Here is a 23,891-nt window from a genome sequence, read left to right on the forward strand (position 1 = left end):
CCCCATACGAGATCGGAAGGCGGTAGTCGCGGCGCCCACGTACTGATGCCGGGGCCGGAAACATCAGCGACTGGTTATTGCGCACCCGAGATGTCCCGACCTTGCCCGGCTGCGGAGGGCATATTGCCCTTATGACAACGGGCAGGTGTGTGAGGGACCTACTGGCGGCAGGGGTCGCCGGCGGCATCCTCGTCTGGGGTGCGGTTGGTATGTGGACGGCCGCTACGGTCGGCAACTACCCCTGGAACGCCTGGGTCCCGATCGCCTACGGAGCCGGCAAAGGTGTCTTCCTCGGTCTCCTCGCCGGACTCGGTGCCGCCACAGGGCTAACAAGGTGGGCGCGGCGCACGCCGAAGTCCATCGCCTTCGTCGGCGCCCTCGTCGGCGGTTCGATTCTGGGCACGATCAAAGACTTCAACGGCCCACCTGCACCTATGGTCTACTTCATGCCGCCGATGCCGGACGAGCGTTGGTATTGGTCCACCATGCTCGTCCATTGGTCCGGCAAGATTATTGCGCCGGCCGTCGTTTGTGCCGTCGGCCTTGCCATGCTCGTCGGTCGCCTTATCCCGGAACCGTACCCGGCAAGGCTGTCCGTCGTGGCCAACTCGATGCTCGCCCTGGCAGGGGTGGGGCTGCTGCTCCTTCCGGAGATCGCGTCAAGCTTCGTCCCCGAGGTGGAGGGCAACGGACAGCACGTGAACGAGGGAATCATCGCGGCCCTCTACTGTTGGGCGGTAGCGATCCCCGTGATCGCCGTGGGCGCCTGGCGCACCTGGCGACTCCTTCGCCGTTCTGCCCCCATCTCAGCGCTCCCGCCCGGAGATGCCTCTGCTAGGGCGCTTGGGGCTCGAACCCCGAACTGACGGCTTGAAAGCTGATTGATCGGCGCCCGAGCCGGGCGGTCTACCAGTGCGGATCGAAGGGCAGCATCGGGATCACCCCCAGAAACGAATCCCGTATCAGCGTCAGCATCCACAACACACCGGCGCTGAGTGCGGTGCTCACCAGGAGTGTCACCACGACCAGCCTCATCAAAGTTCGCCCAGAGGGCCGGGGCCGACGCTGAAGCATCATGCCGCAAGCCAAGCAAACGGACGGCAGGTGTACCAGCCTGGATGGCGTTCGCTGCGAAATCGATGCGAGCCGCCACCCGGCATAGTCACTCGGCAACGCAGAAGGCCGATTCCGATCTTCGGAATCGGCCTCTCAGCTGGTACTACATGGTCGAGGTGGCGGGACCTGAACCCACGGCCTCTTCGTCCCGAAGCGATCAAGATCAGGGTGACACCTCGGTCTATGGGGCGTCTGGCCTGCGATTTCAGCGGAACCTCCTCAGTCAAGGGGCTGCCGTACCAGCAGCGGACCATGTCCTCCTGCGGCAGTGACAGAGCCATCGCCACTGGCCCGCCGTGGCCATGCTCCTCGGGTCACGGTTCGAAATCGGGAGCCTCGAACGGTATGGCGGTGGCGACGCGGCTGAACACGCCGTCGGCCTCCACGCCGATCGGCCCGATCTCCTCCTCCAGGATCAGCGTCCCTCCGGGTGTCCAGCAGGGAGGGCCCTCGGCCTGGTAGGCCGCAGCGCCCCGGGCGGCAGGCGATCCTGCTCGTACCCTGCACCGACCGGGCCGCGATCGGAGAGCGGAACGTGTGGCCGCGGCGCGGCGGAGTCGCATTGGCACCATCGGGGCGTTGGCGTGCCCAGGAAGTCTGCCTGAAATTTACAGCGGTGTCCGTCACAGACCAGCGGTTCGAGCAAGTCGTCTCCCTTTCTGTTGACGCACTCCCGCCTTCTCTCTAGCGTGAGGCCTCCGCGAGTGATCGGCGTTCGTTTGTTAGCGCTAACAATGTGCACAAGTGAAAGTTCGACCCAGCAATTCAGATCTAGCGATGGGACATTTCATGGCACTGAGCATGGCGTCTGACGGTTACTCATCAGGACCATCGCGGAGCATTCGGTCGTTGCGCCAGTTGCTGATCGTCTTTGTGCTGACCGCGCTCACCGCAGTGGCAGCCCTCGTCCCCGCGCCATCGGCCAATGCCGCCACCAGCCAATTCCGAGGGATGAACTGGGCCGTGCTGGGTGACAACTTCAGCACCGGCACGCTCGTCGTGCAGGGCCTGAGCCAGTCCGACAGCTATGCGACAGTACGGGCCAAGGCCAACGCGCTCTACGACTACATGGAATACACCATGGGGGTCAACACCGTCCGGTTGCCTATCAACACCCACACTGTGGCCAACACGAGCTGGTGGAACTCCTACCGCGGCGCCATCGACGCCGCCACCGACCGTGGGTTCAAGGTCATCCTGGCCTATTGGGAGGACGGAGCAGCCTCCGGCGGCAGGATCACGAACCTCGCCGCATGGAACTCGATGTGGTCCACCGTGACCAACACGTACGGCTCGAACAGCAACGTCTACTTCGAGCCGATGAACGAGCCGCACGGCTATTCATCGGCGGAGTGGCGCAACGTAGCAGCGAACTGGCTCAGCACTCATACCTCGGCGGTGCCTGGCCGAGTACTCATCGGCGGTACCGGCTTCAGCCAGGACCTCCGGGACATCTGCAACGACAGCCGCTTCAACTCGACGCTGCTGTCCTTCCACTACTACGCCTTCTTCTACAGCGCGATGACCTACGACGCCTTCCGAAGCCACATTCAGACGCTTTTGGGCAACTGCGCCTCCCGCGCGATCGCGACGGAATTCGGCGCGCCGATGTCCACCGGCCTCAACTACGCCGACGCGAACAGCACCGACAACTTCGTGCGCTACCTCCGCGCCATGGCCCAGGTCATGCGTGACAACCAGATGGGCGGCACCTACTGGCCTGCCCTCGGCGGCAAGCCGACCGGAAGCCTCGGCTACGACCACTACTCGATGTACGCCCTCGGGGGCAGCGGCACCAACCTCACCTTGACCATCCGCAACCAATCCGGCGCCGACCGGATCCGCTACGGCTGGGGCGACATCGTGCGCGACTCCACTCCTTCGCCGCAGCCGGAAACCTTCTACAGAATCGATGCGCGCCACAGCGGCAAGGCCATGGACGTCCAACAGGCGAACACCAACAACGGTGCGCGCGTCGACCAGTACACCTACGGCGGCAACCCATGGCAGCAGTGGCAGTTCCAGGACGCCGGCAGCGGCTACTGGCGCATCGTCAGCCGCCACAGCGGGAAGTGTCTTGATGTGGTGGGCGCTTCAACCGCCGACGGTGCCGAGCTCATCCAGTACACCTGTGGCACCGGCACCAATCAGCAGTTCCAGATGGTCGCCAACGGTAGTTACTTCCAGCTCCGGGCACGACACAGCGGCAAATGCGTGGACGTGCCGTCCGCATCGACCGCGGATGGCGTGATCCTCAAGCAGTATCCGTGCAACACCGGGGCCAACCAGCAGTGGTCGCGCACGGCCGTCTAGCGGTCGTCTCGACGTAACTGCGGATCCGCGGTACATCCCTCCCCGGTGCCGATCTCGTGCTGTGCGCTCGGTGCCGGGGATCCGGATCGCGGCGTTGTGCGGTCGGCCCGAGGTGCGGTGTCGGTCCTGCCACCGGTCCGTCTCCCCGGGCCGCCGTCCCGGATCGGACGTACGATTCTCACCACCGCGCGGCGGAGGCAGTCCACGAGATCGGGGCTGCGGGCCGGAAAGGCGGCCGCGCTTTCTCGCCTCAGAGGGACTGTCGTCGCACTCGCGGAGAGGGTAGGGAGCGCGACCGGCCGTAGTCGCTCGGCAACGCAGAAGGCCGGTTCCGATCTTCGGAACCGGCCTCTCAGCTGGTACTACCTGGTCGGGGTGGCGGGATTTGAACCCACGGCCTCTTCGTCCCGAACGAAGCGCGCTGCCAAGCTGCGCTACACCCCGGTCGCTTGGACTTTTCGTCCTGCGCCTCGGCAAGTCTAGCGGACTTTGCGGCTGCTTGTGTCATCCGGCACGACAGGGCGGCGGGGGACGAGCGTCAGCAGGGTCGCCTCGGGCGGGCAGGCGAAGCGCGCGGGCGCGTACGGCGAGGTGCCGAGCCCGGCCGAGACGTGCAGCCAGGAGGTCTCGTGCCTGCTCAGCCCCTTGACGCGGGCGCGGTCGATGCCGCAGTTGGTCACCAGGGCGCCGTAGAACGGAATGCACAGCTGCCCGCCGTGGGTGTGCCCGGCCAGCAGCAACTGATACCCGTCCTGGGCGAAGCGGGACATGTTGCGCGGCTCGGGCGAGTGCATGACGCCGAGCCGCAGGTCGGCGTCGACGGGGGCCTGGCCGGCGATCTCGTCGTACCGGTCCCGGTCGATGTGGGAGTCGTGGATGCCGCCCACGTGTACGTCAAGGTCGGCCACCTTGAGGCGGGCCGTCGCGTTGTTCATGTCCAGCCAGCCGGCCTCCCGCATCGCGGCGCCCAGCTCGGCCCAGGGGAGGGTCGGCACGTGCTGCCGGGAATCCCCCTTGGACGTACGCCACAGGTAGCGGACGGGGTTCTTCGGCCGGGGGGCGTAGAGGTCGTTGGAGCCGTAGACGAACAGACCCGGCCGGTCGAGCAGCGGCTCCACGGCGTACATGTACGACTCGACCGCGTCGGGGTGCGCCAGCGTGTCGCCGGTGTTCACGACGAGATCGGGGTTGAGCGAGGCCAGCGAGCGCACCCACGTGATCAGCCGGTGGCGCCGGGGCGTGAGATGCAGGTCGGAGATCTGCAGGATCCGCACCGGCCGCTGGCCCGGAGCCAGGACGGGCACGTCGAACCGGCGCAGCCGGAACCAGTTCCGCTCGATCACCGAGGCGTAGCCGACACCGGCCACGCCGAGGCCGAGGATGGACAGGGGAATCGCGGCTGCTTTCCTCACACAGCCATGATGCCCGACGTACGGCCCGCCTCCCGCATAACCTGGCGAAGACCGGAGCCCGGGCACGGCAAGATGGACGCATGAGTGCGTTGAAGGACAAGCTGAAGGCCGACCTCGCGGCCTCGATGAAGGCCCGTGACGAGGTACGGGTCCGGACCATCCGGATGGCTCTGGCCGCCGTCAACGTCGAGGAGGTCGCCGGCAAGGAGGCCCGCGAGCTCTCCGACGACGAGGTGATCAAGGTGCTGACCCGCGAGGCCAAGAAGCGCCGGGAGGCGTCCGAGGCGTTCGCGGGCGCCGGGCGGGCCGAGCAGGCCCAGGCGGAGCTGGACGAGCAGGCGGTCCTGGAGGAGTACCTCCCCGCCCAGCTGAGCGACGACGAGCTGAACGCGCTCGTCGACGAGGCGATCGCCGAGAGCGGCGCGCAGGGCCCGAAGGCCATGGGCCAGGTCATGAAGATCCTGAACCCGAAGGTCGCGGGCCGCGCCGAGGGCGGCCGGGTCGCCCAGGCCGTACGCGCCCGTCTGTCCGCCTGACGGCCGCGGGAAGCCGGTCCCGGACCGGCGCGGCGTCCGGCCGAGACCGGAAAGTGCGCGGCGTCCGGCCGAGGCCGGAAACGCCGATGGGCCGCTCCCCGGCGAGAGGAGCGGCCCATCGGGAAGAGGATCACCCGAACGGGTCGAAGGGCGAGTCGCCGCCGCCGTGGCCACCGCCGTTGCCGCCGCCCCGGCCGTTGCCGGGACCGCCGCCGTGGCCGTTGCCGCGACCGTCGCCACCTGGACCGTCGCCGCCGCCCTGGTCGGACTTCGGCTTCGGCGGGGGAGCGCACTGGTGGGCGCAGCCGCCGAACCTCGACATGTCCGGCTTGACGAACGACGAGGCCTCGACGCCCTTGAGTGCCGACAGGAAGGTCGCCTTCCAGATCGGGCCCGGGATGCTGGCGCCGAAGACCGAGCCGTACGACCGGCCGCCGATGACGCGGTTGCTCAGCGGGTAGCGGACCGGGCCGCGCGGGTCGCCGAGGCTGACCGCGCCCGCCAGGTCGGGGGTGAAACCGGCGAACCAGACGGTGCGGGAGACATCACCCGTACCGGTCTTGCCGGCCGCGTCCCTGCCGATGCCGCCGACACTGGACATCGTGCCCTTGGTGAACACGCCCGACAGGATGCTCGTGGCCGCGTCGGCGACCTCGGCCTCGACGGCCTGCTTGCACTTGGGCTTGAACGAGGTCACCTTGTTGAAGCGGTCGGTTATCTCGGTGATGGCCATCGGCGCGCAGTACTTGCCGCGGGCGCCCAGCGTCGCGTACGCCGCGGCGACGGTGACCGGGTCCATCTCGTTGAATCCGAGCGTGAACGGCTCGAACTCCTGGAGCTTGCCGCCGTCGGCGCGCTTGATGCCGAAGTCCTTGGCGGTCTTCACGACGTCGCAGAGGCCGACCTTCTGCTCAAGGGTGAGGAAGAAGGTGTTCACCGAGCCCCACGTGCCGGTCTGCAGGGTCAGGAACCCGCCGTGGCCCTCCGCGTTGTGCAGCGGGGTCTTGATGTCGCCCACGGAGTTGCCCTTGCAGTCCTTGAACGCGGAGTAGCTGGGCGCCGTGTAGGTGCTGCCGACGTTGAAGCCGTCGTTGAACTTGTAGCCTTCCTTCAGCGCCGTCACCAGCGTGAACATCTTGAAGGTCGATCCGGCCTGGAAGCCCGTGCCGCCGCCGTGGAGAGCATCCGCGACGACGTTGATCGACATCTCGTTCTTCTTCCTGCTGGTGCCGAACTTCCGGCTGGAGGCCATCGCCTTGATGGCTCCCGTGCCGGGCTCGACGAGCGCCTCGGAGGCGACCGGCTTGTCGCTCGGGAAGACGTACTTCTTGATGGCCTTCTCGGCGGCCTTCTGCATCTTCTTGCTCAGCGTGGTCCTGATCGTCAGGCCGCCGCGGGCCAGGAAGTCCTGCCGGGCCTTCTGCGTCTTGCCGAACTGCGTGTCGTTGAGGATCTCGTTGCGCACGTACAGGCAGAAGTACGGGTAGTCGCTCTCCTCACAGCCGCCGGGGATCTCCTTGTCCTTCCACCCCAGCTTCTTCTTCTTGGCCTCGGCGGCCTCGGCGTCGGTGATGATCTTCAGCTCGGCCATGCGGTCGAGCACGACGTTGCGCCGGGCCAGCAGCCGGTCACGGAAGGCCTTCCCCCGGTTGGGGTCGGTGGCGTTCGGGTCCTGGACGGCTCCCGCCAGCGTGGCGGCCTCGTTCAGGTTCAGCTCCGAGGCGTGCTTGCCGAAGAACCGCTTGGACGCCGCCTCGATGCCGTACGCGCTGGCGCCGAAGTAGGCGATGTTGAGATAGCGGTTGAGGATCTCGTCCTTGCTGTACTTCTGCTCGATCCCCATCGCGTAGCGGATCTCGTTGAGCTTGCGCCCGACGGTCGGCGCCACGGCGGCGGCCTTCTCCTCGTCGGTCTCCGCCTTGTTGAACAGGACCTGCTTCACGTACTGCTGGGTGATGGACGAGCCGCCCTGCGTCACCCCGCCCGTGGTGATGTTCCTGACCAGCGCGCGGGTCGTGCCCTCGACGTCGAGCGGGCCGTGCTGGTAGAAGCGGAAGTCCTCGATCGCCACGATCGCCTTGCGCATGATCGGCGCGATGCGGTCCATCGGGACCGATTCCCGGTTCTCGAAGTAGAACTGCGCGAACTGCTTGCCGTCCGCGTCGAGCAGGACCGTCTTCTCCGGCAGCGGTGGTTCGTTGAGGTCCGCCGGCTTGAGGCTGAGGGTCTCGATGCTCGACTTGACCGTCACACCGGCCCCGCCCACGGCGGGTAGTGCAATCGCCGCCGCCAGCACTCCCGCGACGCCCGCGGCGCCGACGAGGCGCAGGGCCGCACCTGTCCGGGATGCCAGAGTTTTGCCGTGAGCTTGCACGGATCCAAGGGTACGTCCGTTTGGTGACTCTCCCGGCATCGACCTCACAGGTCGGCATTACCCCCCGGCGGGGGGGACTAGTCATTCCCGGCCACATGGCCTGACATGACCATGCACGAATTTGGTCCCCCCGGGGTATGTCGGTTCGATCGTTTCGTTGCGTACTTTCTCCTCTGCGGCTACTGCAATCAGGAGGCCCGACGCCCGCGCCCGTCGGCCGAAACGACGACTGACCACCTAAGGGGAGTGGGGTCGAACATGTGGATCACGGATTGGACCTCCCGTGCCGCCTGCCGGGGTGCGGATCCTGACGCACTCTTCGTGCAAGGCGCCGCCCAGAACCGGGCCAAGCTCATCTGCCGTGGATGCCCCGTCCGTACCGAATGCCTCGCCGATGCGCTGGACAACCGCATCGAGTTCGGGGTGTGGGGCGGGATGACGGAGAGGGAACGGCGCGCGCTGCTCAGGCGCAGGCCGGACGTGGAGTCCTGGCGAGACCTGCTGGAGTCCGCCAAGGAGGAGTACGAGCGGACCAACGAGCTGATCGCCGGCTGAGCCCGGCGCGGCGTCCCGCGGCGAAGCGGGACGCCGGATGTCACGCCTTCAGGACGCGAGGAGTTGCCCGATCTGGCGAAGTCCCGCCAGATCGTGCACGTCCTCGGGCATCGCGGGCACCTGCGCGATGGGCACCGTCGGATGGGCCGAGGTGAAGTGCTCCTGCTGGCGCTGTTCCCGCGAGGCGAGCTGCATCCTTCCGGCGTGCAACCGCAGCACGGCCGCGGTCAGCTCGTGCTCGCCCCTGGCGTCCAGGTCCTCGGCGGCCGCGGAGCTGCGTGCCGCCGACAGCGACGGCGCCAGCGGCCGGTGCACGCGGTTGACGACGAGCCCGGCCAGCGGCATGCGCTCGTCGGCCAGCCGTTCCACGAAGTAGGACGCCTCGCGCATCGCGTCGCGCTCGGGCGCGGCGACGACGACGAACGCCGTGCCGGGCGCCTGGAGCAGCCGGTACGTCTGCTCGGCGCGCTGGCGGAACCCGCCGAACACCGCGTCGAGCGCGGTGACGAACATCTGGATGTCCCGGAGCACCTGGGCCCCGATCACCTTGGTCAGGATGCCCGCGACCATTCCGAATCCGGCGTTGAGCAGCTTGAACGCGCTGCGCCCGCCGGCCTTGGCAGGGGCCGTGAGGATGCGGATGAGCCTGCCGTCCAGGAACCGGCCGAGGCGCTCGGGGGCGTCGAGGAAGTCGAGCGCCGACCGCGACGGCGGGGTGTCCACCACGATCAGGTCCCACTCGTTCGAGCGGCGCAACTGGCCCAGCTTCTCCATCGCCATGTACTCCTGCGTGCCGGAGAAGCTCGACGACAACGACTGGTAGAAGGGGTTCGTCAGGATCTGCTGGGCGCGCTCGGGGTCGGCGTGGGCCTCGATGATCTCGTCGAAGGTCCGCTTCATGTCGAGCATCATCGCGTGCAGTTCGCCGCCGGCCTCTCCGGCGCCGTCCACACCGTGTACGCGTCTCGGGGTGTTGTCGAGCTCGGTCAGGCCCATCGCCTGGGCCAGCCGCCTGGCGGGGTCCACGGTCAGGACGACCACCGAGCGGCCCCGCTCGGCGGCGCGGAGCCCGAGGGCCGCGGCCGTCGTGGTCTTGCCGACACCGCCCGAGCCGCAGCACACGATGATCCGGGTGTCCGGGTCATCCAAGATCGCGTCGATGTCCAGCGCGGGCGCCGTCCTGGTCACAGCTCAGCCTCTCACTCGGTCGAAGGGTCACGTCGCGCACTCTTCACACCACACACTGGGCGCGCAGGGCGTCGGCCAGTTCGTAGAGCCCGGCCAGGTCCGCGCCGTCGGGCAGCAGCGGCAGGTCGTAGCGGGGTACGTCAGCCTCCTCCAGCGCGACGCGCTCGCGCTTTTCCAGCTCGGTCCGTTGGGCGTGCTCGCACACCTCCCGGGCGAGCGCCTCCGCGACCGCGGAGGCGTCGGCCCTGCCGTCCGTCAGCCCGGCCGCCTTGAGGCCGAGCGCGAGCTCGGCGGAGTCGAAGCGTCCCTGGCAGGCCGCCTTCAGCACGCCCTCGGGCAACCCGGCGGGGCGCACCATGTTGACGAACACGCCGCCCACCGGCAGGCCGGTCGTCCGCAGCTCCTCGATCCCGTCCAGCGTCTCCTGGACGGGCATCTCCTCCAGGAGCGTCACGAAGTGGACGGCCGTCTCCGGGGAGGCGAGGACGCCCCGCACCAGGTCGGCGTGGTTCTTGATGGGCCCGACCCGGGCCAGCCCGGCGACCTCCTGCGTCACGTTGAGGAAGCGGGAGATCCGGCCGGTCGGGGGCGCGTCCATGACGACCGCGTCGTACACCCTCCGGCCCAGCTTGTCGCGGCGCCGTACGGCCTCGCTGGTCTTGCCGGTGACCAGGACGTCCCGCAGGCCGGGGGCGATGGTCGTGGCGAAGTCGACCACGCCCATGCGGGTCAGCGCCTTGCCCACGCGCTTGATGCCGTAGAACATCTCGAGGTATTCGAGCATGGCCTCTTCGGGGTCGACGGCCAGCGCGTACACGTCCCCGCCGCCGGGTGCCACGGCGATCTTGCGCTCCTCGTACGGCAGCGGCGGCAGGTCGAACGCCTGGGCGATGCCCTGCCGTCCCTCGACCTCGACGAGCAGCACCTTGCGCCCGCCCGCCGCGAGGGCCAGCGCGAGCGCGGCGGCGACCGTCGTCTTCCCGGTGCCGCCCTTGCCGCTCACCACGTGCAGGCGCACGCCGTCCCAGTCGGTGTCACGAGCCTCCCCGTTGCTCCCGCCGCGACTGCTGGTCGGCTGACTCACCGTGCCTCCTCCGGACGGCCGGCGAGATCGCGTGCGCGGGTCGTCGCGCGGTGGTTCCCGTCGGCGTGCCTGCTCCACTCGCCCACGTGAGGAAGGCTACCCAAGGGTTACCTGCCGATTCGCGGGGGTCGTCCCGAGCCGGAACCCGAGGTACGGCTTACGCGTCGATTGGGTAAGGGTTCGCCAATGGGCATTTGCCCAATCCGGTCGACGAAGGAGGTGCCGGCCGTGGAGTCGGTGCTGTTGACGCTGGTCGTGGTCCTGGGCTTCGCCCTGATCGTCGCGGTGGCCCGGGGCGTGCGGATCGTCCAGCAGTACGAGACCGGGATCGTGTTCCGTCTCGGCCGCATCCAGCAGGAGGTGCGGGGTCCCGGTCTGCACCTGATCGTGCCGATCGTCGACCGCATGCAAAAAGTGAACATGCAGATCGTCACGATGGGGGTGCCCGCGCAGGAGGGGATCACCAGGGACAACGTTTCGGTACGCGTCGACGCGGTGGTCTACTTCCGGGTGATCGACCCGATCAAGGCGGTCGTGAACGTCCAGAACTACCTCTTCGCGGTCTCCCAGGTGGCCCAGACCTCGCTGCGCTCGGTGATCGGCCAGTCGGAGCTGGACCAGTTGCTGTCCGACAGGGACGCGCTGAACGCCCAGCTCAAGGCCGTCATCGACGAGCCGACCGAGGGACCGTGGGGCATCCGGATCGAGCGGGTCGAGATCAAGGACGTGGCGCTGCCCGAGGGCATGAAGAGGTCGATGTCCCGGCAGGCGGAGGCCGAGCGGGAGCGGCGCGCCCGGATCATCACAGCCGACGGCGAGTTCCAGGCGTCCAAGCGGCTGGCCGCCGCCGCCCGGGAGATGTCGTCCGATCCGGCGGCCCTGCAACTGCGCATGCTGCAGACCGTGGTCGAGGTCGCGGCCGAGAAGAACAGCACGCTGGTCATGCCGCTGCCGGTCGAGCTGCTGCGTTTCTTCGACAAGATGGCTCCCGCCGAGGCGCCCGCCGCCACGCAGAAGGCGGAGGAGCCCGAGCCTGTCGAGGAGGCGCTGGGCGAGCTGCCCGCCATCGACGCCCCGGCCGACCTGCCGGGAACGGCGTTCGACGTGCCCGCCGACGCCCCGCGGACCGAACCGCGTTCCTGAGCATCCCCGGCGCGCCGTGCCTCGATAGCCTTTGCCCATGACCAAGTGGGAATACGTCACCGTGCCGTTGCTCACGCACGCCACGAAGCAGATTCTGGACAACTGGGGCGAAGACGGGTGGGAGCTCGTCTCGGTCATCCCGGGGCCCAACCCCGAGCAGCTGGTCGCCTACATGAAGCGGGCGAAGTGATGGCGACCCCGGAGGAGCGGCTCGCCGAGCTCGGGCTCGCGCTGCCCGAGGTCGTGCCCCCGCTGGCCGCGTACGTGCCCGCCGTACGGACGGGCGACCACGTCTACACCTCCGGCCAGCTTCCGCTCGTGAAGGGCGAGCTGGGTGTCACCGGCAAGGTCGGCGCGGAGGTGTCGGCCGAGGAGGCCAAGGAGCAGGCGCGCATCTGCGCGGTCAACGCCCTGGCGGCCATCAAGGCGCTGGTGGGCGACCTGTCGCAGGTCGTAAGGATCGTCAAGGTGGTCGGGTTCGTCGCGAGCGCCCCCGGCTTCACCGGGCAGCCGCAGGTCGTCAACGGCGCCAGCGAACTGCTCGGCGAGGTGTTCGGCGAGGCGGGCAAGCACGCGAGGAGCGCGGTCGGCGTGGCGGTCCTCCCGCTCGACGCCCCGGTCGAGGTGGAGGTCATCGCGGAGGTCCGCTGACCGTCCAGCCGACCGGAACCGGGGTTTGCGGTTCCGCGAACGCGTGGGGGAGCATGGGGGCCGGTTGACCCGATCGTTGTTCTGGAGGGCCTCATGGGGTTTCCGCTGCCCGGCGAGGTCGGCGAGCGGGCGCGGGAGATCCTCGCCGGCCGCCTGGCTCCCGTCCCCGCCAGGGACGCGGCCACGGTGGTGCTGCTGCGCGACGACCCCCTGGAGGTGTACCTCCTCAGGCGCAAGGCCACGATGGCCTTCGCCGCCGGCGCCTACGTGTTCCCCGGCGGATCGGTCGACCCGCGGGACGCCGACCACACCGTGGCCTGGGCGGGCCCGTCGCCGGCCGAGTGGGGCGAGGTCTTCCGGGCCGACGAGAGAACGGCCCGGGGCCTCGTCTGCGCCGCCGTACGGGAGACGTTCGAGGAGTCGGGCGTGCTCCTGGCCGGGCCCGGCCGGGACACGGTGGTGACGGACACGACCGGCCCGGACTGGGAGGCCGACCGCCTCGCGCTGATCGCGCGCACGCTGTCGTTCGCCGAGTTCCTCGACCGGCGCGGTCTCGTGCTCAGGTCCGACCTGCTCAAGGCGTGGGCGCACTGGATCACGCCGATCGTGGAGCCCCGGCGCTTCGACACCCGCTTCTTCGTGGCGGCTCTGCCCCCGGGGCAGCGTACGCGTGACGTGGGCGGGGAGGCGTCCGGCGTGGCCTGGATGCGACCGCGGGACGCGCTGGCCGCCGCGAGGGCGGGAACGGCCCACGTGCTGCCGCCCACCTTCAAAACGCTGGCCGAGATGGCGGCGTTCGAGTCGGCAGGCGACGTGCTCGCCTGCCCCCGGTCGATCACGACCGTCCTGCCGGAGCCTGCCGAGGTGGACGGGCGGATGGTGCTCATGATTCCCGAGACAGGAAAGGCGGCCGAGTGAGCGGTCTGCGCATCCCGGTGGAGGGACCGGACGGCTCCGGTACGGCCAGCGCGGTGAACGTGCTGGCGCCCAACCCGTCGCCGATGACCCTCGACGGCACCAACACGTGGATCGTCGGCGGGGCGGACGCCGTACTGGTCGTGGACCCCGGCCCGGACGACGAGGCGCACCTGCGGCGGGTCGCCGAGCGGGTGGACCGCCGCCGGGTGACCGCCGTCCTGCTCACGCACGGCCACCCCGACCACAGCGAGGGCGCGGGGACGCTCGGGCGGATGCTCGGCGCGCCGGTGCGGGCGCTCGATCCCCGCCATCGCCTGGGTGAGGAGGGCCTGGCCGACGGCGACGTGGTGACGGCGGGCGACGTGGAGGTGCGGGTCGTCGGCACGCCGGGGCACTCGTTCGACTCGCTGTGCTTCTGGCTGCCCGGCGACCGGGCGATGCTGACCGGTGACACGATCCTCGGCCGGGGGACGACCGTGATCGCCCCCGACGGGGACCTCGGCGACTACCTGCGCAGCCTGGACCGGCTCAGGCAGGGCGCCGAGATGCTGGAGGCCACGGCGCTGCTGCCCGGTCACGGGCCCGTCCTGGCCGATCCGGCCGGGGTGCTCGACGCGTACATCGCCCACCGGCGCGAGCGGCTGGACCAGATCCGCGAGGCGATCCGCAGGGGCGCCAGGGACGCGCGCGAGATCGTCGAGATGGTCTACGCCGAGGTGGACCGGTCACTGTGGCCGGCCGCCGAGATGTCGGTGGCGGCCCAGCTCAACTACCTCAAGACGCTCTAGCGGATCAGCGGGAGCGGTTGAAGAGCCGCTCCCTGTCCATGATCACCACAGCCTTGGCCTCGATGCGCAGCCAGCCGCGCTGGGCGAAGTCGGCCAGGGCCTTGTTGACCGTCTCCCGCGAGGCGCCCACGAGCTGGGCGAGCTCCTCCTGGGTGAGGTCGTGGTGCACCCGGATGCCGTCGTCGGTCTTCTGCCCGAAGCGGTCGGCCAGGTCCAGGAGCTGCTTGGCGACCCGGCCGGGCACGTCGGTGAAGACGAGGTCCGCGAGCACGTCGTTGGTGCGGCGCAGCCGCTGGGCCAGGGCGCGCAGCAGGTGGAGGGCGACCTCGGGCCGGCCGGTCAGCCACGGCCGCAGGTCGTCGTGGCCCAGCCCCGCCAGGCGCACGTCGGTCAGCGCGATCGCCGAGGCCGTACGCGGACGGGGGTCGAACAGCGACAGCTCGCCGAACATCTCGCCGGGGCCGAGCACGCTCAGCAGGTTCTCCCGGCCGTCGGGGGCCGTACGCGCCAATTTGATCTTGCCTTCGAGCACCACGTAGAGCCGGTCGCCCGTCTCGTTCTCACTGAAGAGGGTGCGGCCCTTGGGCAGCTCCACCTCGGTGATGCTCGTACGCAGAGCCGCGGCGCTCTCGCGGTCGAGCGCGGAGAACAGCGGCGCCTTGCTCAGTACTTCCTCGGTGCTCACGGTGCCTCCTTGCTGCGGGCGCGCTCGGTCGCCGGCTCCGTGCTAGCCATTGTGACCCACGCCTTCCACGGCGCTTTACGGGGTGTCCCGTTACGTCGCATGGGCGTAGCTCCCGGCTCGCACTCGTGTGCGTCGTGCCTGGCGAAACAACACAATCTTGGCGGAAACCTATCCTTACGCCCATTGCGCGCTCGACCGGCCGGGCAGCCGGTCGTCCCCCTACGGGCACAGTGTATTGCGCCCCATAGGGACAAATTGGCAAATACAGGCTGCATATGTGGCATGTATGGCAAGACATGCTCTCGGCGCGGGCCGCGGACGCGAGGCCCTACGCTTGCGGCATGGCGACGAACACGGCCGCTCCCCGACGGCGTCAGCGCCAGGCCGAGACCCGCCTGGGACTCGTGCGGCGGGCGCGGCGAATCAACCGGATCCTGGCCGAGACCTACCCCGAGGCCCATTGCGAGCTCGACTTCGGCAACCCCCTGGAGCTGCTGGTCGCCACGATCCTCTCGGCGCAGTGCACCGACAAGAGGGTCAACATGGTCACTCCGGTGCTCTTCGCGAAGTACCGGACCGCGGCCGACTACGCCGGGGCCGACCGCGCCGAACTCGAGGAGATCATCAAGTCCACCGGGTTCTTCCGGGCGAAGGCCAACAGCATCATCGGGATGGCGCAGGCCCTCTGCGAACGCCACAAGGGGGAGGTCCCGGGCAAGCTGGCCGACCTGGTCAAGCTCCCCGGCGTGGGCCGCAAGACCGCGAACGTCGTGCTCGGCAACGCCTTCGACGTCCCCGGCATCACCGTCGACACGCACTTCCAGCGGCTGACGAGGCGCTTCGGCTGGACGACGGAGACCGATCCCGTGAAGATCGAGCACGAGGTCGGCGAGCTGATCCCCAAGTCCGAGTGGACGATGCTGTCGCACCGGCTGATCTGGCACGGCCGGCGCATCTGCCACGCCAGGAAACCCGCCTGCGGCGTGTGCCCGCTCGCCGCGCTCTGCCCGTCGTACGGCACGGGCCCGACGGACGCGGACGAGGCGCGCAAGCTGGTGCGGCCGGGCCCGTTCTCGTGAATACGCGTTGATCGGGAAGCTGGCGTGCTCTCGCGTGGTTGTACGGCACGCCTGGGCCCGCGCGTGCCCGGTGTGACAGCGGTGTGACGATGTGGAGGTGGTCGTGGCTCCCCCTTGGTTGACGGAGCTGGCCGCGAAGGCCGCGCACAGCCCTGTTCCCACCGCGTTGCGACCACCCGCGAACGGCGCCGGCCGCTCGGCGGCGGTGCTGTTGCTGTTCGGCGAGGGGCCGGAAGGCCCCGACATTCTTCTCATCCAGCGCAGTTCGAAGGGCCGGGTGCACGCCGGTCAGCCCGCGTTCCCCGGCGGCGGCGTCGATCCCGGCGACGACGGCCCGATCGGCGCGGCCCTGCGCGAGGCCCAGGAGGAGACCGGGCTCGACCCCTCGGGCGTCGAGGTCGTCGGCACCATGCCCGAGCTCTACGTCTGGCGCAGCGACAACCGGGTGACGCCCGTGCTCGCCTGGTGGCACACGCCCTGCGCCGTGCACGCCGCGTCTCCCGACGAGGTCGAGACCGTCGAGCGGGTGCCGATCGCGGAGCTGGTGGACCCGGCCAACCGGCTGCGGCTGCGCCACCCGCGCGGCGTCGGCCCCTCCGTGGCGTTCCGCGTACGCGGCCTGCTCGTGTGGGGGTTCACCGCCGGCGTGCTGGACGGCGTGCTGACCGCGGCCGGCTTCGAGCGTCCCTGGGATCGGTCGCGGGTCGAGGATCTGCCCCCCGAGGTCGTCGACCTGGCCGCGCGGGGCTGAGCCCGCGGGGGTGCCCGTACGCCGCAGATGACGACGAGACCCGGCAGACGCCCGCACACGACGAGTGGCGTGCCTATACCGTGGAAACCGTGCGCGGCGATCTTCTGGATCTCATCCTGATCGGCCTGGTGGTGGCCTTCGCGGTATCCGGTTACCGGCAGGGCTTCATCATCGGGGCCTTCAGCTTCATCGGATTCGTCGGCGGCGCCCTCCTGGGCCTGTTCATCGCGCCGCCCCTGGCCGGAGCGATCGTCAGCGGCGACATCGAGAGGGCCCTGTTAGCCATCGTCATCGTCTTCCTGGCGGCGACGATCGGGCAGTTCGCGTCCTCGACGATCGGCGCGGTGGCCCGCAGCCACGTCACGTGGGAGCCGGCCAAGGCCGTCGACGCCTTCGGCGGCTCGGTCGCCAGCGGTCTGTCGGTTCTGGCCATCGCCTGGCTGCTCGGCTCCCTGATGGTGTCGATGAGCTTCGGCCAGCCGCTGATCAAGGACCAGATCAACGGATCCCTCGTGTGGCAGACGGTCGACGAGGCCATCCCGGACGGCGTGCGGGACATGCAGAAGCCGTTCAGGGACTTCGTGAACACATCGGAGTGGCCGCAGGTCATCACCTCCATCGGCGGCCAGAACGTGCCCCCGCCTGACCAGAGCCTGATCAACAGCAGCCCCGCCCTCGTCCGGGCCCGCAGGGCGATCGTCAAGGTGCAGGGCACGGCCCCGAGCTGCCGCAAGCGCATCGAGGGCACCGGGTTCGTCTACGCGCGCCAGCGGATCATGACCAACGCCCACGTCGTCGCCGGGGTCACCGAGGGGCTGCGGGTGACCGACTACGAGGGCAACCAGTACGAAGCCCGGGTCGTCCTGTACAACCCCGAGCGCGACATCGCGGTCCTGTTCGTCCCCGGCCTCCCGATCAACGCGCTGCGCTTCGACATGAACGCCGACAAGGGCGACAGCGCGATCATCGCCGGTTACCCGAAGGGACACCCCTTCACGCCGCTCGCCGCGCGCATCAGAATCAAGCAGCGCGCCGAGTCGTACGACATCTACAACCAGCGCAGGGTGGAGCGCGAGGTCTACGCCATCCGGGGCAAGGTCCAGCCGGGCAACTCGGGCGGGCCGCTGCTGAGCCCGGACGGCCGGGTGTTCGGAGTGATCTTCGCCGCCGCGACGGACCAGCCGGAGACGGGCTACGCCCTCACGGCGGAGGAGGTCATGCCCGACGCCAACGACGGCAGCGGCGCCGTCGTCCGCGTGGGCACTCAGGACTGCGACTGAGGGCGGGTCGGGCTCTCTTGCTGGGAGCGTAACCGGAGGTCGCCTGACGGCGTCTCGCTAAGCGTCAGGGGTCAGGCGGGCCAAGATGGCGGCGACGGCGGAGCCGGCGTCGGCGTTCCCCTCGTCGATGGCGGTCGTGACCGCGTCGGCCTCCACGGCCAGGGCCCGCAGGTCCAGCCCGTAGGGCCGGGTGGAGCCGTACGCGCCGAGCCGGGCGGACCCGCGGGTCAGCAGGGCGGCGGCGCCGGAGAGGTTGCCGCGCTGGATGTGCGTCAGACCGACGCATATCTGCGCGAGCCCCTGCCACAACTCGCGTTCCTCGGCCGGGCCGGTCTTCCAGCGGGCCTCCAGCACCTCGTGGGCGTGGAACGGCCGGCCCGCCGCGAGCAGTTTCCTGGCCTCCTCCAGCGCCTCTTCGGCGGCGGGGGCGTAGTCGTCCGGCACCCGGGGCACTCCCTCTGTGCCTCTGGGGAGCGGCCTGCCGTACTCGTCGCGAGGGCGTGCATTGCGGGGGCGACCCGCTTCGTCACGGTCACGCATGGTCTCTCCGCAGGGCGCGTGGGCGGTTCAGAGCGGCCGAAGCGGCGGCGATCTCCCGGAGCACCCGGAGATCAACCAGGAAGTTGGGCCACTTCAGGGCACATTTCTACTATCTTCTACAAGATCACGGGTACCGATCGGGCAGCCGGGGCGGCCACACTGGGGCGGTCACGGCGGGTGAGACGGGCGACGGCGGGACCATGCCCGGCGCCGGACACCAGGTCAGCGGCGGGTTGAGCGACCGGTTCAGCGGTCGGGTTCGGGGTCGGAGAGCCAGGAGACGAGTTCGGCGTTGAACTGCTCGGGGCGCTCCTCGTGCGGGAAGTGCCCGGCGCCCTCGATCAGCCGCCAGCGGTACGGCGCGGCCACGAACCTGCTGGAGCCCTGCGCGGTCCGCGGCAGGATGCACGGGTCGAGCGCGCCGTGCAGTTGCAGCGTCGGCGCCTCGATCTCCGCGCGCATCTGACGGGCGTAGCGGAAGCCGTCAGGGCGGAGCTGGGACCGGGCGAACCAGCGGTAGTACTCCAGCGCGCAGTGCGCCACAGCCGGGAGCCGCATCGCATCCCGGTACACCCGCGTCACGCCGTCGCCCGGCCACTGCGGCCCGGCCCACCGCTCGACGAGCCTGCCCACCGCGGCGCCGCCCCTGCGGGTCAGCTTCCGCTCCGGCAGGAAGGGGAGCTGGAATCCCAGGGCGTAGCGGCTGGCCCTGAGCTGCCCGAGAGGGTCGGTGAACAGCGCGGAGCGCATGCGCAGCGGATGCGGCGCCGACACCGGCACCAGCCGCCGCACCACCTTCGGGTCGAGGACGCCCATCGTCCAGCCCAGCAGGCCGCCCCAGTCGTGGCCCACCACGATCGCGCTCGTCTCGCCGAGCGCCCGCACCAGGCCCGCCGCGTCCACGGCCAGCGTGGGCAGGTCGTAGCCGCGCGGGGGCTTGTCGCTGGTGCCGTAACCGCGCAGGTCGACGGCGACGGCCCGGTAGCCGGCCTCCGCCAGCGCGGGAAGCTGATGCCGCCAGGTCCACCAGAACTGGGGGAACCCATGCAGCAGCAGGACCAGCGGCCCGTCTCCGGCCTCGGCCACGTGGAACCGCACACCGCCCGCGTGCACCACGCGGTGTGCCCAGGGGCCGTCGACCTCGATCAGCGTCTCGTCAACCGGCATCGCTCACGGACTCCCGGTGGGCGCCCACCTGCCCGGCGGTCGGCCCCGTGTACGGCGGCGGCGCCGGAGCCGCGGGCCGCGGCGCGGGGGCCGGGACCCTCTCCGGCAGCTCCTCCTCCGCCTCCTCCGGCCCCGCCAGGCCGCGCAGGCTCCGCCTGGTGCGCTTCATGCCGGTCAGTCCCTTGAGCCGGCGGTAGCCGACGAGGACCAGCAACCCGGCCATCAGGAGGTAGAACACCGTGACGATCGTGAACGCGAGCCACGTGGCCAGCCCCGCGGCCACGAGGGCGTACGCGATCGCGAACGAGGCCAGGATCAGGCAGAGATGCCCGATGAAGGCCGCGGCGCCGAACAGCCCGGCGGCCGTGCCGACCCGCTTCGCGTCGAACTTGAGCTCGGCCTTCGCCAGCTCGATCTCCGACCGTACGAGGGTGGAGATGTGATGGCTCGCCTGGGCGACCAGCGCACCGAGCGATTCGTCCTCGGGCATGAGCGATCTCCTATCTGCGACTATCAAACATCATCTCGTGCCCGTCCGCGCACGTGCACGTGAAGCCCCTCGCCTGTGGATGACCGTAGTCCGAAGGCCGCACACGCGAAGACCTGCCCGCAGACGGCCGGAATATGACGGCTCAGGCGATCTGTGCGCTCCCCGCCGCCCCCGGCGTCGCACTGGCCCGCGGCCGGACGCGGAGACGGGGAAACCGGCGCGGAGACGAGGAAAGGCGTGGACGCCGGTCGTCCACGCCTTCCTCACGAGATCGGGCGGCTCGCGATCAGTCGTCGCTCTTGGCGCTGGGCAGCTTCTCCGCGATCAGGTTCATGACCGAGCTGTCGGTCAGCGTGGTGACGTCGCCGAGCGAGCGGTTCTCCGCCACGTCGCGCAGCAGCCGGCGCATGATCTTGCCGGAGCGGGTCTTCGGCAGCTCGGGCACGACCAGGATCTGCCGCGGCTTGGCGATCGGGCCGAGCGTCTTGGCCACGTGGGCGCGCAGCTCGGCGGCGATGTCGTCGCTCTCCTCCGCGCTGCCGCGAAGGATCACGAAGGCCACGATGGCCTGGCCGGTCAGCGGGTCGGTGGCGCCCACGACGGCCGCCTCGGCCACCTTCGGGTGGCTGACCAGTGCGCTCTCGACCTCGGTCGTGGAGATGTTGTGCCCGGAGACCAGCATGACGTCGTCGACCCGGCCGAGCAGCCACAGGTCGCCGTCCTCGTCGCGCTTGGCGCCGTCGCCGGGGAAGTACATCCCCTCGAACCGCGACCAGTAGGTGTCGACGTAGCGCTTGTCGTCGCCCCAGATGGTCCGGAGCATGGACGGCCAGGGCTCGCGGACCACGAGGAAGCCGCCGCCGCCGTTCGGCACCGAGTTGCCCTGGTCGTCGACCACGTCGGCCGCGATGCCGGGCAGCGGCTGCATGGCGGCGCCGGGCTTGGCGGCCGTGACGCCGGGGAGCGGGCTGATCATGATGCCGCCGGTCTCCGTCTGCCACCACGTGTCCACCACGGGGCAGCGGTTCGCGCCGATGTGCTCGCGGTACCAGACGTACGCCTCGGGGTTGATCGGCTCGCCGACCGACCCGAGCACCCGCAGGGACGACATGTCGTACTTCGCGGGGATGTCGTCGCCCCACTTCATGAATGTACGGATCGCGGTGGGGGCGGTGTAGAGGATCGTGACCTTGTACTTCTGCACGATCTCCCAGAAACGGCCGCGGTGCGGGGTGTCCGGGGTGCCCTCGTAGATCACGCTGGTCGCGCCGTTGGCGAGCGGGCCGTACACGATGTAGGAGTGCCCGGTCACCCAGCCGATGTCGGCCGTGCACCAGTAGATGTCGGTCTCGGGCTTGAGGTCGAAGACCGCGTGGTGGGTCCAGGCGACCTGGGTGAGGTAACCGCCGGTGGTGTGCAGGATGCCCTTCGGCTTCCCGGTCGTGCCGCTGGTGTAGAGGATGTACAGCGGGTCCTCGGCGTCGTGCGGCACCGGCTCGTGCTCGGCGGGCTGGCGGTCCACGAGGTCGTGCCACCAGACGTCCCGCTCGGTGACCGCGACGTCCTGGCCGGTCCTGCGCACCACGAGGACGTGCTCGACGCCGGGGCACTCGGCGACGGCCTCGTCGACCGTCGGCTTGAGCGCGCTGGGCGCGCCGCGGCGGAAGCCGCCGTCGGCGGTGACGACGACCTTGGCGTCCGCGTCATGGATACGGCTCTTCAGGGCGGAGGCGGAGAAGCCGCCGAAGACCACCGAGTGGATCGCCCCGATCCGGGCGCAGGCCAGCAGGGTGATCGGCAGCTCGGGGATCATCGGCATGTAGACCGCGACCCGGTCGCCCTTGCGCACCCCCAGCTCCTGCAGCGCGTTGGCCGCCTTCGCGACCTCCTTCTGCAGGTCGGCGTAGGTGATCGTACGGCTGTCGCCCTCGGGCTCGCCCTCCCAGTAGTAGGCGACCTTGTCGCCCCGGCCGGCCTCCACGTGGCGGTCGACGCAGTTGTAGGCGACGTTCAGCTTGCCGCCGATGAACCACTTGGCGAAGGGCGGCTCCCACTCCAGCGTGGTGTCCCAGCGCTGCGCCCACGTCAGCCGCTCCGCGGCGCGCTCCCAGAAGGCGAGCCGGTCCTGTGCGGCCTCCTCGTAGGCGTCCGCCGTGACGTTCGCGGCCGACGCCAGGTCCGCCGGAGGCTCGAACCGGCGCGTCTCGCTCAGCAGGTTCGACAGCGTCTCCTGGGTTTCCTGACCGGGGGTCTCGGTGGCCACTCCGTACTCCTTCACAGCGTCTAAAAGTTGTCTCTCGTTCGGCCGCCTCGGCCAAGCTGGGGTATGTCGTGTCCCACTTCACCAGGCGAGCGGTGTCAAGTACAAGTAATCGGGGTGGGGGCGTTTTGTCCGGTTACCGCCTATAACCTGCCAACTTAGCGATAGGTGAGGAACTGGCCGAGACCGGCGTCGCCTTTGTGCGCTGAACGGCCGCACCTCCTCGGCGAACGACCTTCTACCGGCGGGTATGGTCGGGGGCTGTGAGCGATCCCCTGGCCGTGATCGCCGGGCTGCCCGGCGTGCCCGAGGCCGTACAGGAGGCCCGAGAGGCCGTCGACCGGCTCTACCGGCACCGGGTGCTGCGCCGGCGCAGTCCCGAGGTGTCGGCCGAGTCGGCCCTGCGCGGCGCACGTGCCTCCGCCGCGATCGAGGGCGTGGACGTGCCGCTCGAGCCGCTGCGCATGGGCGAGGTGACCGATCCCGTCGTGCAGGGCGCGCTGCGCGCCTCGGCCGAACTCGGCCGGCTGGCCCCCACGTGGCGGTCGGCGCCGCGGCAGGTCCTCGCCCGGCTGCACGCGCTGGCGGCGGCCGGGCTGACCGCCGACCCCGGCAGGCCCAGGACCGTGCCCACGACCGCCGATCCGCTCGGGCTCGGCCCGGCGCCCGGGCCGGAGGAGACCGCGGCCCGCATGTCGGCCCTCGCCGGGCTGGTCACGGATTCCACCACGGCGCCCGCCCTCGTGCTCGCCGCGATCGTGCACGCGGAGCTGGCGGTGCTGCGTCCCTTCGGCGTGGCCGACGGCCTGGTCGCCCGCGCCGCCGAGCGGCTCACGCTGGTCGACCTCGGCCTCGACCCGAAGTCGCTCGCCGTCGTGGAGGTGGGCCACGCCAGTCTCGGCGACGCGTACGCCGAGGGCCTCAGGGCGTATCTCAAGGGCACGAGCGAGGGCGTCGGCACCTGGGTGAGGCACTGCGCCTCGGCGGTCGTCCTCGGCGTCCGCGAGACGACGGCGATCTGCGAGGCCATGTCCCGCTGATCCACCCTCCACGGGCCGCTGCGGGCGGCGGTGGTGTGAGCAGGTGCGGTCGGCCGTGCCGGGCCGCCGTGGGTCGCGGTGATGCGGGCACGGTCCGTCGGGCCGTGTCGGGCGTCCGGGGGCGGCGGTGATGCGGGCGCGGTCGGCTGGGCCGTGTCCCGCTGTCGTGCGCGCTGGTGTGGACAAAGCGGACGGCGTCCCTGGTGTGGAACGCCGTCGCCGGTACGTGTCACCGGGTTACCAAGCGTGCACCTGAATCTGTCGGAGCGGGTCAAGCCCGTCTCGACACGCCTCCCGCGGCTGGTCGCGCGTGGGTACCCGATGCCGTACGCGGACCCGCAGGTCCGTAATCCCTTTTTACGTCCGATTCCCCGGGATGGAAACCCCTACGTCCAAGAGCTTTACCGAGTCACTTGGGTCATTCCTGTACTTCTGTCCCCATTGATGCCGCATGTCGGCATTCAAGGTGTGATCGGTGACTCCTCGTGGCCGCCCTCCGTACCCGTTGCGACCGCACCTGT

Annotated in this window: 22 protein-coding genes and 1 tRNA gene; 13 read left to right on the forward strand and 10 right to left on the reverse strand. The window is 69.9% G+C overall.

Annotated elements, in window-relative coordinates:
• Positions 1-149: 149 nt before the first annotated feature.
• Both Msi02_RS23560 and Msi02_RS23565 read left to right on the forward strand, forming a co-directional pair.
• Complete coding sequence (locus Msi02_RS23560; protein ID WP_204050305.1) at positions 150-866, forward strand: hypothetical protein; 717 nt, start codon at positions 150-152, stop codon at positions 864-866.
• A 1,099-nt stretch (positions 867-1,965) separates the two neighbouring features.
• A complete protein-coding gene (locus Msi02_RS23565; RefSeq protein WP_204050306.1) occupies positions 1,966-3,429 on the forward strand; it encodes an RICIN domain-containing protein in 1,464 nt (487 codons plus the stop codon).
• A gap of 367 nt (positions 3,430-3,796) precedes the next feature.
• Here the strand turns inward: Msi02_RS23565 and Msi02_RS23570 are convergent.
• Positions 3,797-3,873 (reverse strand) — tRNA-Pro (locus tag Msi02_RS23570).
• Between the two features lie 35 nt (positions 3,874-3,908).
• On the reverse strand, positions 3,909-4,841 hold the full coding sequence (locus Msi02_RS23575; protein ID WP_079313712.1) for a metallophosphoesterase: 933 nt from the start codon (positions 4,839-4,841) through the stop codon (positions 3,909-3,911).
• Positions 4,842-4,921: 80 nt separating this feature from the next.
• Between Msi02_RS23575 and Msi02_RS23580 the strand changes: the two genes are divergently transcribed.
• Positions 4,922-5,377, forward strand: coding sequence for a GatB/YqeY domain-containing protein (locus tag Msi02_RS23580; protein WP_193202142.1), 456 nt, complete (start codon positions 4,922-4,924; stop codon positions 5,375-5,377).
• Between the two features lie 130 nt (positions 5,378-5,507).
• Here Msi02_RS23580 and Msi02_RS23585 read toward each other — a convergent pair whose 3' ends face one another.
• On the reverse strand, positions 5,508-7,751 hold the full coding sequence (locus Msi02_RS23585; RefSeq protein ID WP_239108646.1) for a transglycosylase domain-containing protein: 2,244 nt from the start codon (positions 7,749-7,751) through the stop codon (positions 5,508-5,510).
• Positions 7,752-8,009: 258 nt separating this feature from the next.
• Here Msi02_RS23585 and Msi02_RS23590 point away from each other — a divergent pair, with 258 nt between their 5' ends.
• Positions 8,010-8,306 carry a WhiB family transcriptional regulator gene (locus tag Msi02_RS23590; RefSeq protein WP_030506755.1) on the forward strand — a complete coding sequence of 99 codons (297 nt, stop codon included), beginning with the start codon at positions 8,010-8,012 and terminating at the stop codon, positions 8,304-8,306.
• Between the two features lie 48 nt (positions 8,307-8,354).
• Here Msi02_RS23590 and bagB read toward each other — a convergent pair whose 3' ends face one another.
• Together bagB and bagA are read right to left on the reverse strand one after the other, a co-directional pair.
• Positions 8,355-9,494 (reverse strand): ATPase BagB, encoded by a 1,140-nt coding sequence (gene bagB / locus Msi02_RS23595; RefSeq protein WP_079313710.1) that lies wholly within the window; start codon positions 9,492-9,494, stop codon positions 8,355-8,357.
• Between the two features lie 43 nt (positions 9,495-9,537).
• Positions 9,538-10,578, reverse strand: coding sequence for an ATPase BagA (gene bagA, locus Msi02_RS23600; RefSeq protein WP_079313709.1), 1,041 nt, complete (start codon positions 10,576-10,578; stop codon positions 9,538-9,540).
• Positions 10,579-10,806: 228 nt separating this feature from the next.
• Between bagA and Msi02_RS23605 the strand changes: the two genes are divergently transcribed.
• The 5 genes from Msi02_RS23605 to Msi02_RS23625 all read left to right on the forward strand — a co-directional run bounded on the left by Msi02_RS23605 (position 10,807) and on the right by Msi02_RS23625 (position 14,078).
• Positions 10,807-11,721, forward strand: coding sequence for a slipin family protein (locus tag Msi02_RS23605; protein WP_239108647.1), 915 nt, complete (start codon positions 10,807-10,809; stop codon positions 11,719-11,721).
• Between the two features lie 37 nt (positions 11,722-11,758).
• Positions 11,759-11,911 (forward strand): Sp36 family protein, encoded by a 153-nt coding sequence (gene sp36 / locus Msi02_RS23610; protein WP_143737071.1) that lies wholly within the window; start codon positions 11,759-11,761, stop codon positions 11,909-11,911.
• Positions 11,911-12,372 (forward strand): RidA family protein, encoded by a 462-nt coding sequence (locus Msi02_RS23615; RefSeq protein WP_079313707.1) that lies wholly within the window; start codon positions 11,911-11,913, stop codon positions 12,370-12,372. Before sp36 ends, Msi02_RS23615 begins: the two co-directional genes overlap by 1 nt.
• 93 nt (positions 12,373-12,465) lie before the next feature.
• Positions 12,466-13,290 (forward strand): NUDIX hydrolase, encoded by an 825-nt coding sequence (locus tag Msi02_RS23620; protein ID WP_079313706.1) that lies wholly within the window; start codon positions 12,466-12,468, stop codon positions 13,288-13,290.
• Entirely contained in the window at positions 13,287-14,078 is a 792-nt protein-coding gene (locus Msi02_RS23625; protein WP_239108648.1) for an MBL fold metallo-hydrolase, read from the forward strand. Before Msi02_RS23620 ends, Msi02_RS23625 begins: the two co-directional genes overlap by 4 nt.
• 4 nt (positions 14,079-14,082) lie before the next feature.
• Here the strand turns inward: Msi02_RS23625 and Msi02_RS23630 are convergent, their stop codons facing one another.
• On the reverse strand, positions 14,083-14,763 hold the full coding sequence (locus Msi02_RS23630; protein WP_030506761.1) for a Crp/Fnr family transcriptional regulator: 681 nt from the start codon (positions 14,761-14,763) through the stop codon (positions 14,083-14,085).
• A 341-nt stretch (positions 14,764-15,104) separates the two neighbouring features.
• Between Msi02_RS23630 and nth the strand changes: the two genes are divergently transcribed.
• The 3 genes from nth (at position 15,105) to Msi02_RS23645 (ending at position 17,873) form a co-directional block, all read left to right on the forward strand.
• Positions 15,105-15,842, forward strand: a complete 738-nt coding sequence (gene nth / locus Msi02_RS23635; RefSeq protein WP_204050309.1) for an endonuclease III — start codon at positions 15,105-15,107, stop codon at positions 15,840-15,842.
• 103 nt (positions 15,843-15,945) lie between these two features.
• The gene (locus Msi02_RS23640; protein WP_373308291.1) at positions 15,946-16,593 is read left to right on the forward strand and encodes an NUDIX hydrolase; all 648 of its coding nucleotides are present in this window, start codon (positions 15,946-15,948) and stop codon (positions 16,591-16,593) included.
• Between the two features lie 89 nt (positions 16,594-16,682).
• A complete protein-coding gene (locus Msi02_RS23645; protein WP_204050310.1) occupies positions 16,683-17,873 on the forward strand; it encodes a MarP family serine protease in 1,191 nt (396 codons plus the stop codon).
• Positions 17,874-17,930: 57 nt separating this feature from the next.
• On the opposite strand, the gene Msi02_RS23650 is transcribed toward Msi02_RS23645, so the two are convergent.
• The 4 genes from Msi02_RS23650 to acs all read right to left on the reverse strand — a co-directional run bounded on the left by Msi02_RS23650 (position 17,931) and on the right by acs (position 22,333).
• Positions 17,931-18,317: a DUF309 domain-containing protein gene (locus Msi02_RS23650; protein ID WP_239108649.1), complete on the reverse strand. Its 387-nt coding sequence runs from the start codon at positions 18,315-18,317 to the stop codon at positions 17,931-17,933.
• Positions 18,318-18,659: 342 nt separating this feature from the next.
• Positions 18,660-19,580 carry an alpha/beta fold hydrolase gene (locus Msi02_RS23655; protein WP_079313703.1) on the reverse strand — a complete coding sequence of 307 codons (921 nt, stop codon included), beginning with the start codon at positions 19,578-19,580 and terminating at the stop codon, positions 18,660-18,662.
• Positions 19,570-20,070, reverse strand: coding sequence for a phage holin family protein (locus Msi02_RS23660; RefSeq protein ID WP_204050311.1), 501 nt, complete (start codon positions 20,068-20,070; stop codon positions 19,570-19,572). The genes Msi02_RS23655 and Msi02_RS23660 overlap by 11 nt, the downstream gene beginning before the upstream one ends.
• 286 nt (positions 20,071-20,356) lie before the next feature.
• Positions 20,357-22,333 (reverse strand): acetate--CoA ligase, encoded by a 1,977-nt coding sequence (gene acs / locus Msi02_RS23665; protein ID WP_204050312.1) that lies wholly within the window; start codon positions 22,331-22,333, stop codon positions 20,357-20,359.
• A 260-nt stretch (positions 22,334-22,593) separates the two neighbouring features.
• Between acs and Msi02_RS23670 the strand changes: the two genes are divergently transcribed.
• Entirely contained in the window at positions 22,594-23,370 is a 777-nt protein-coding gene (locus Msi02_RS23670; RefSeq protein WP_204050313.1) for a Fic family protein, read from the forward strand.
• Positions 23,371-23,891: the final 521 nt, after the last annotated feature.

Origin of the sequence: Microbispora siamensis, from assembly GCF_016863095.1 — a bacterium.
GTDB lineage: Bacteria > Actinomycetota > Actinomycetes > Streptosporangiales > Streptosporangiaceae > Microbispora > Microbispora siamensis.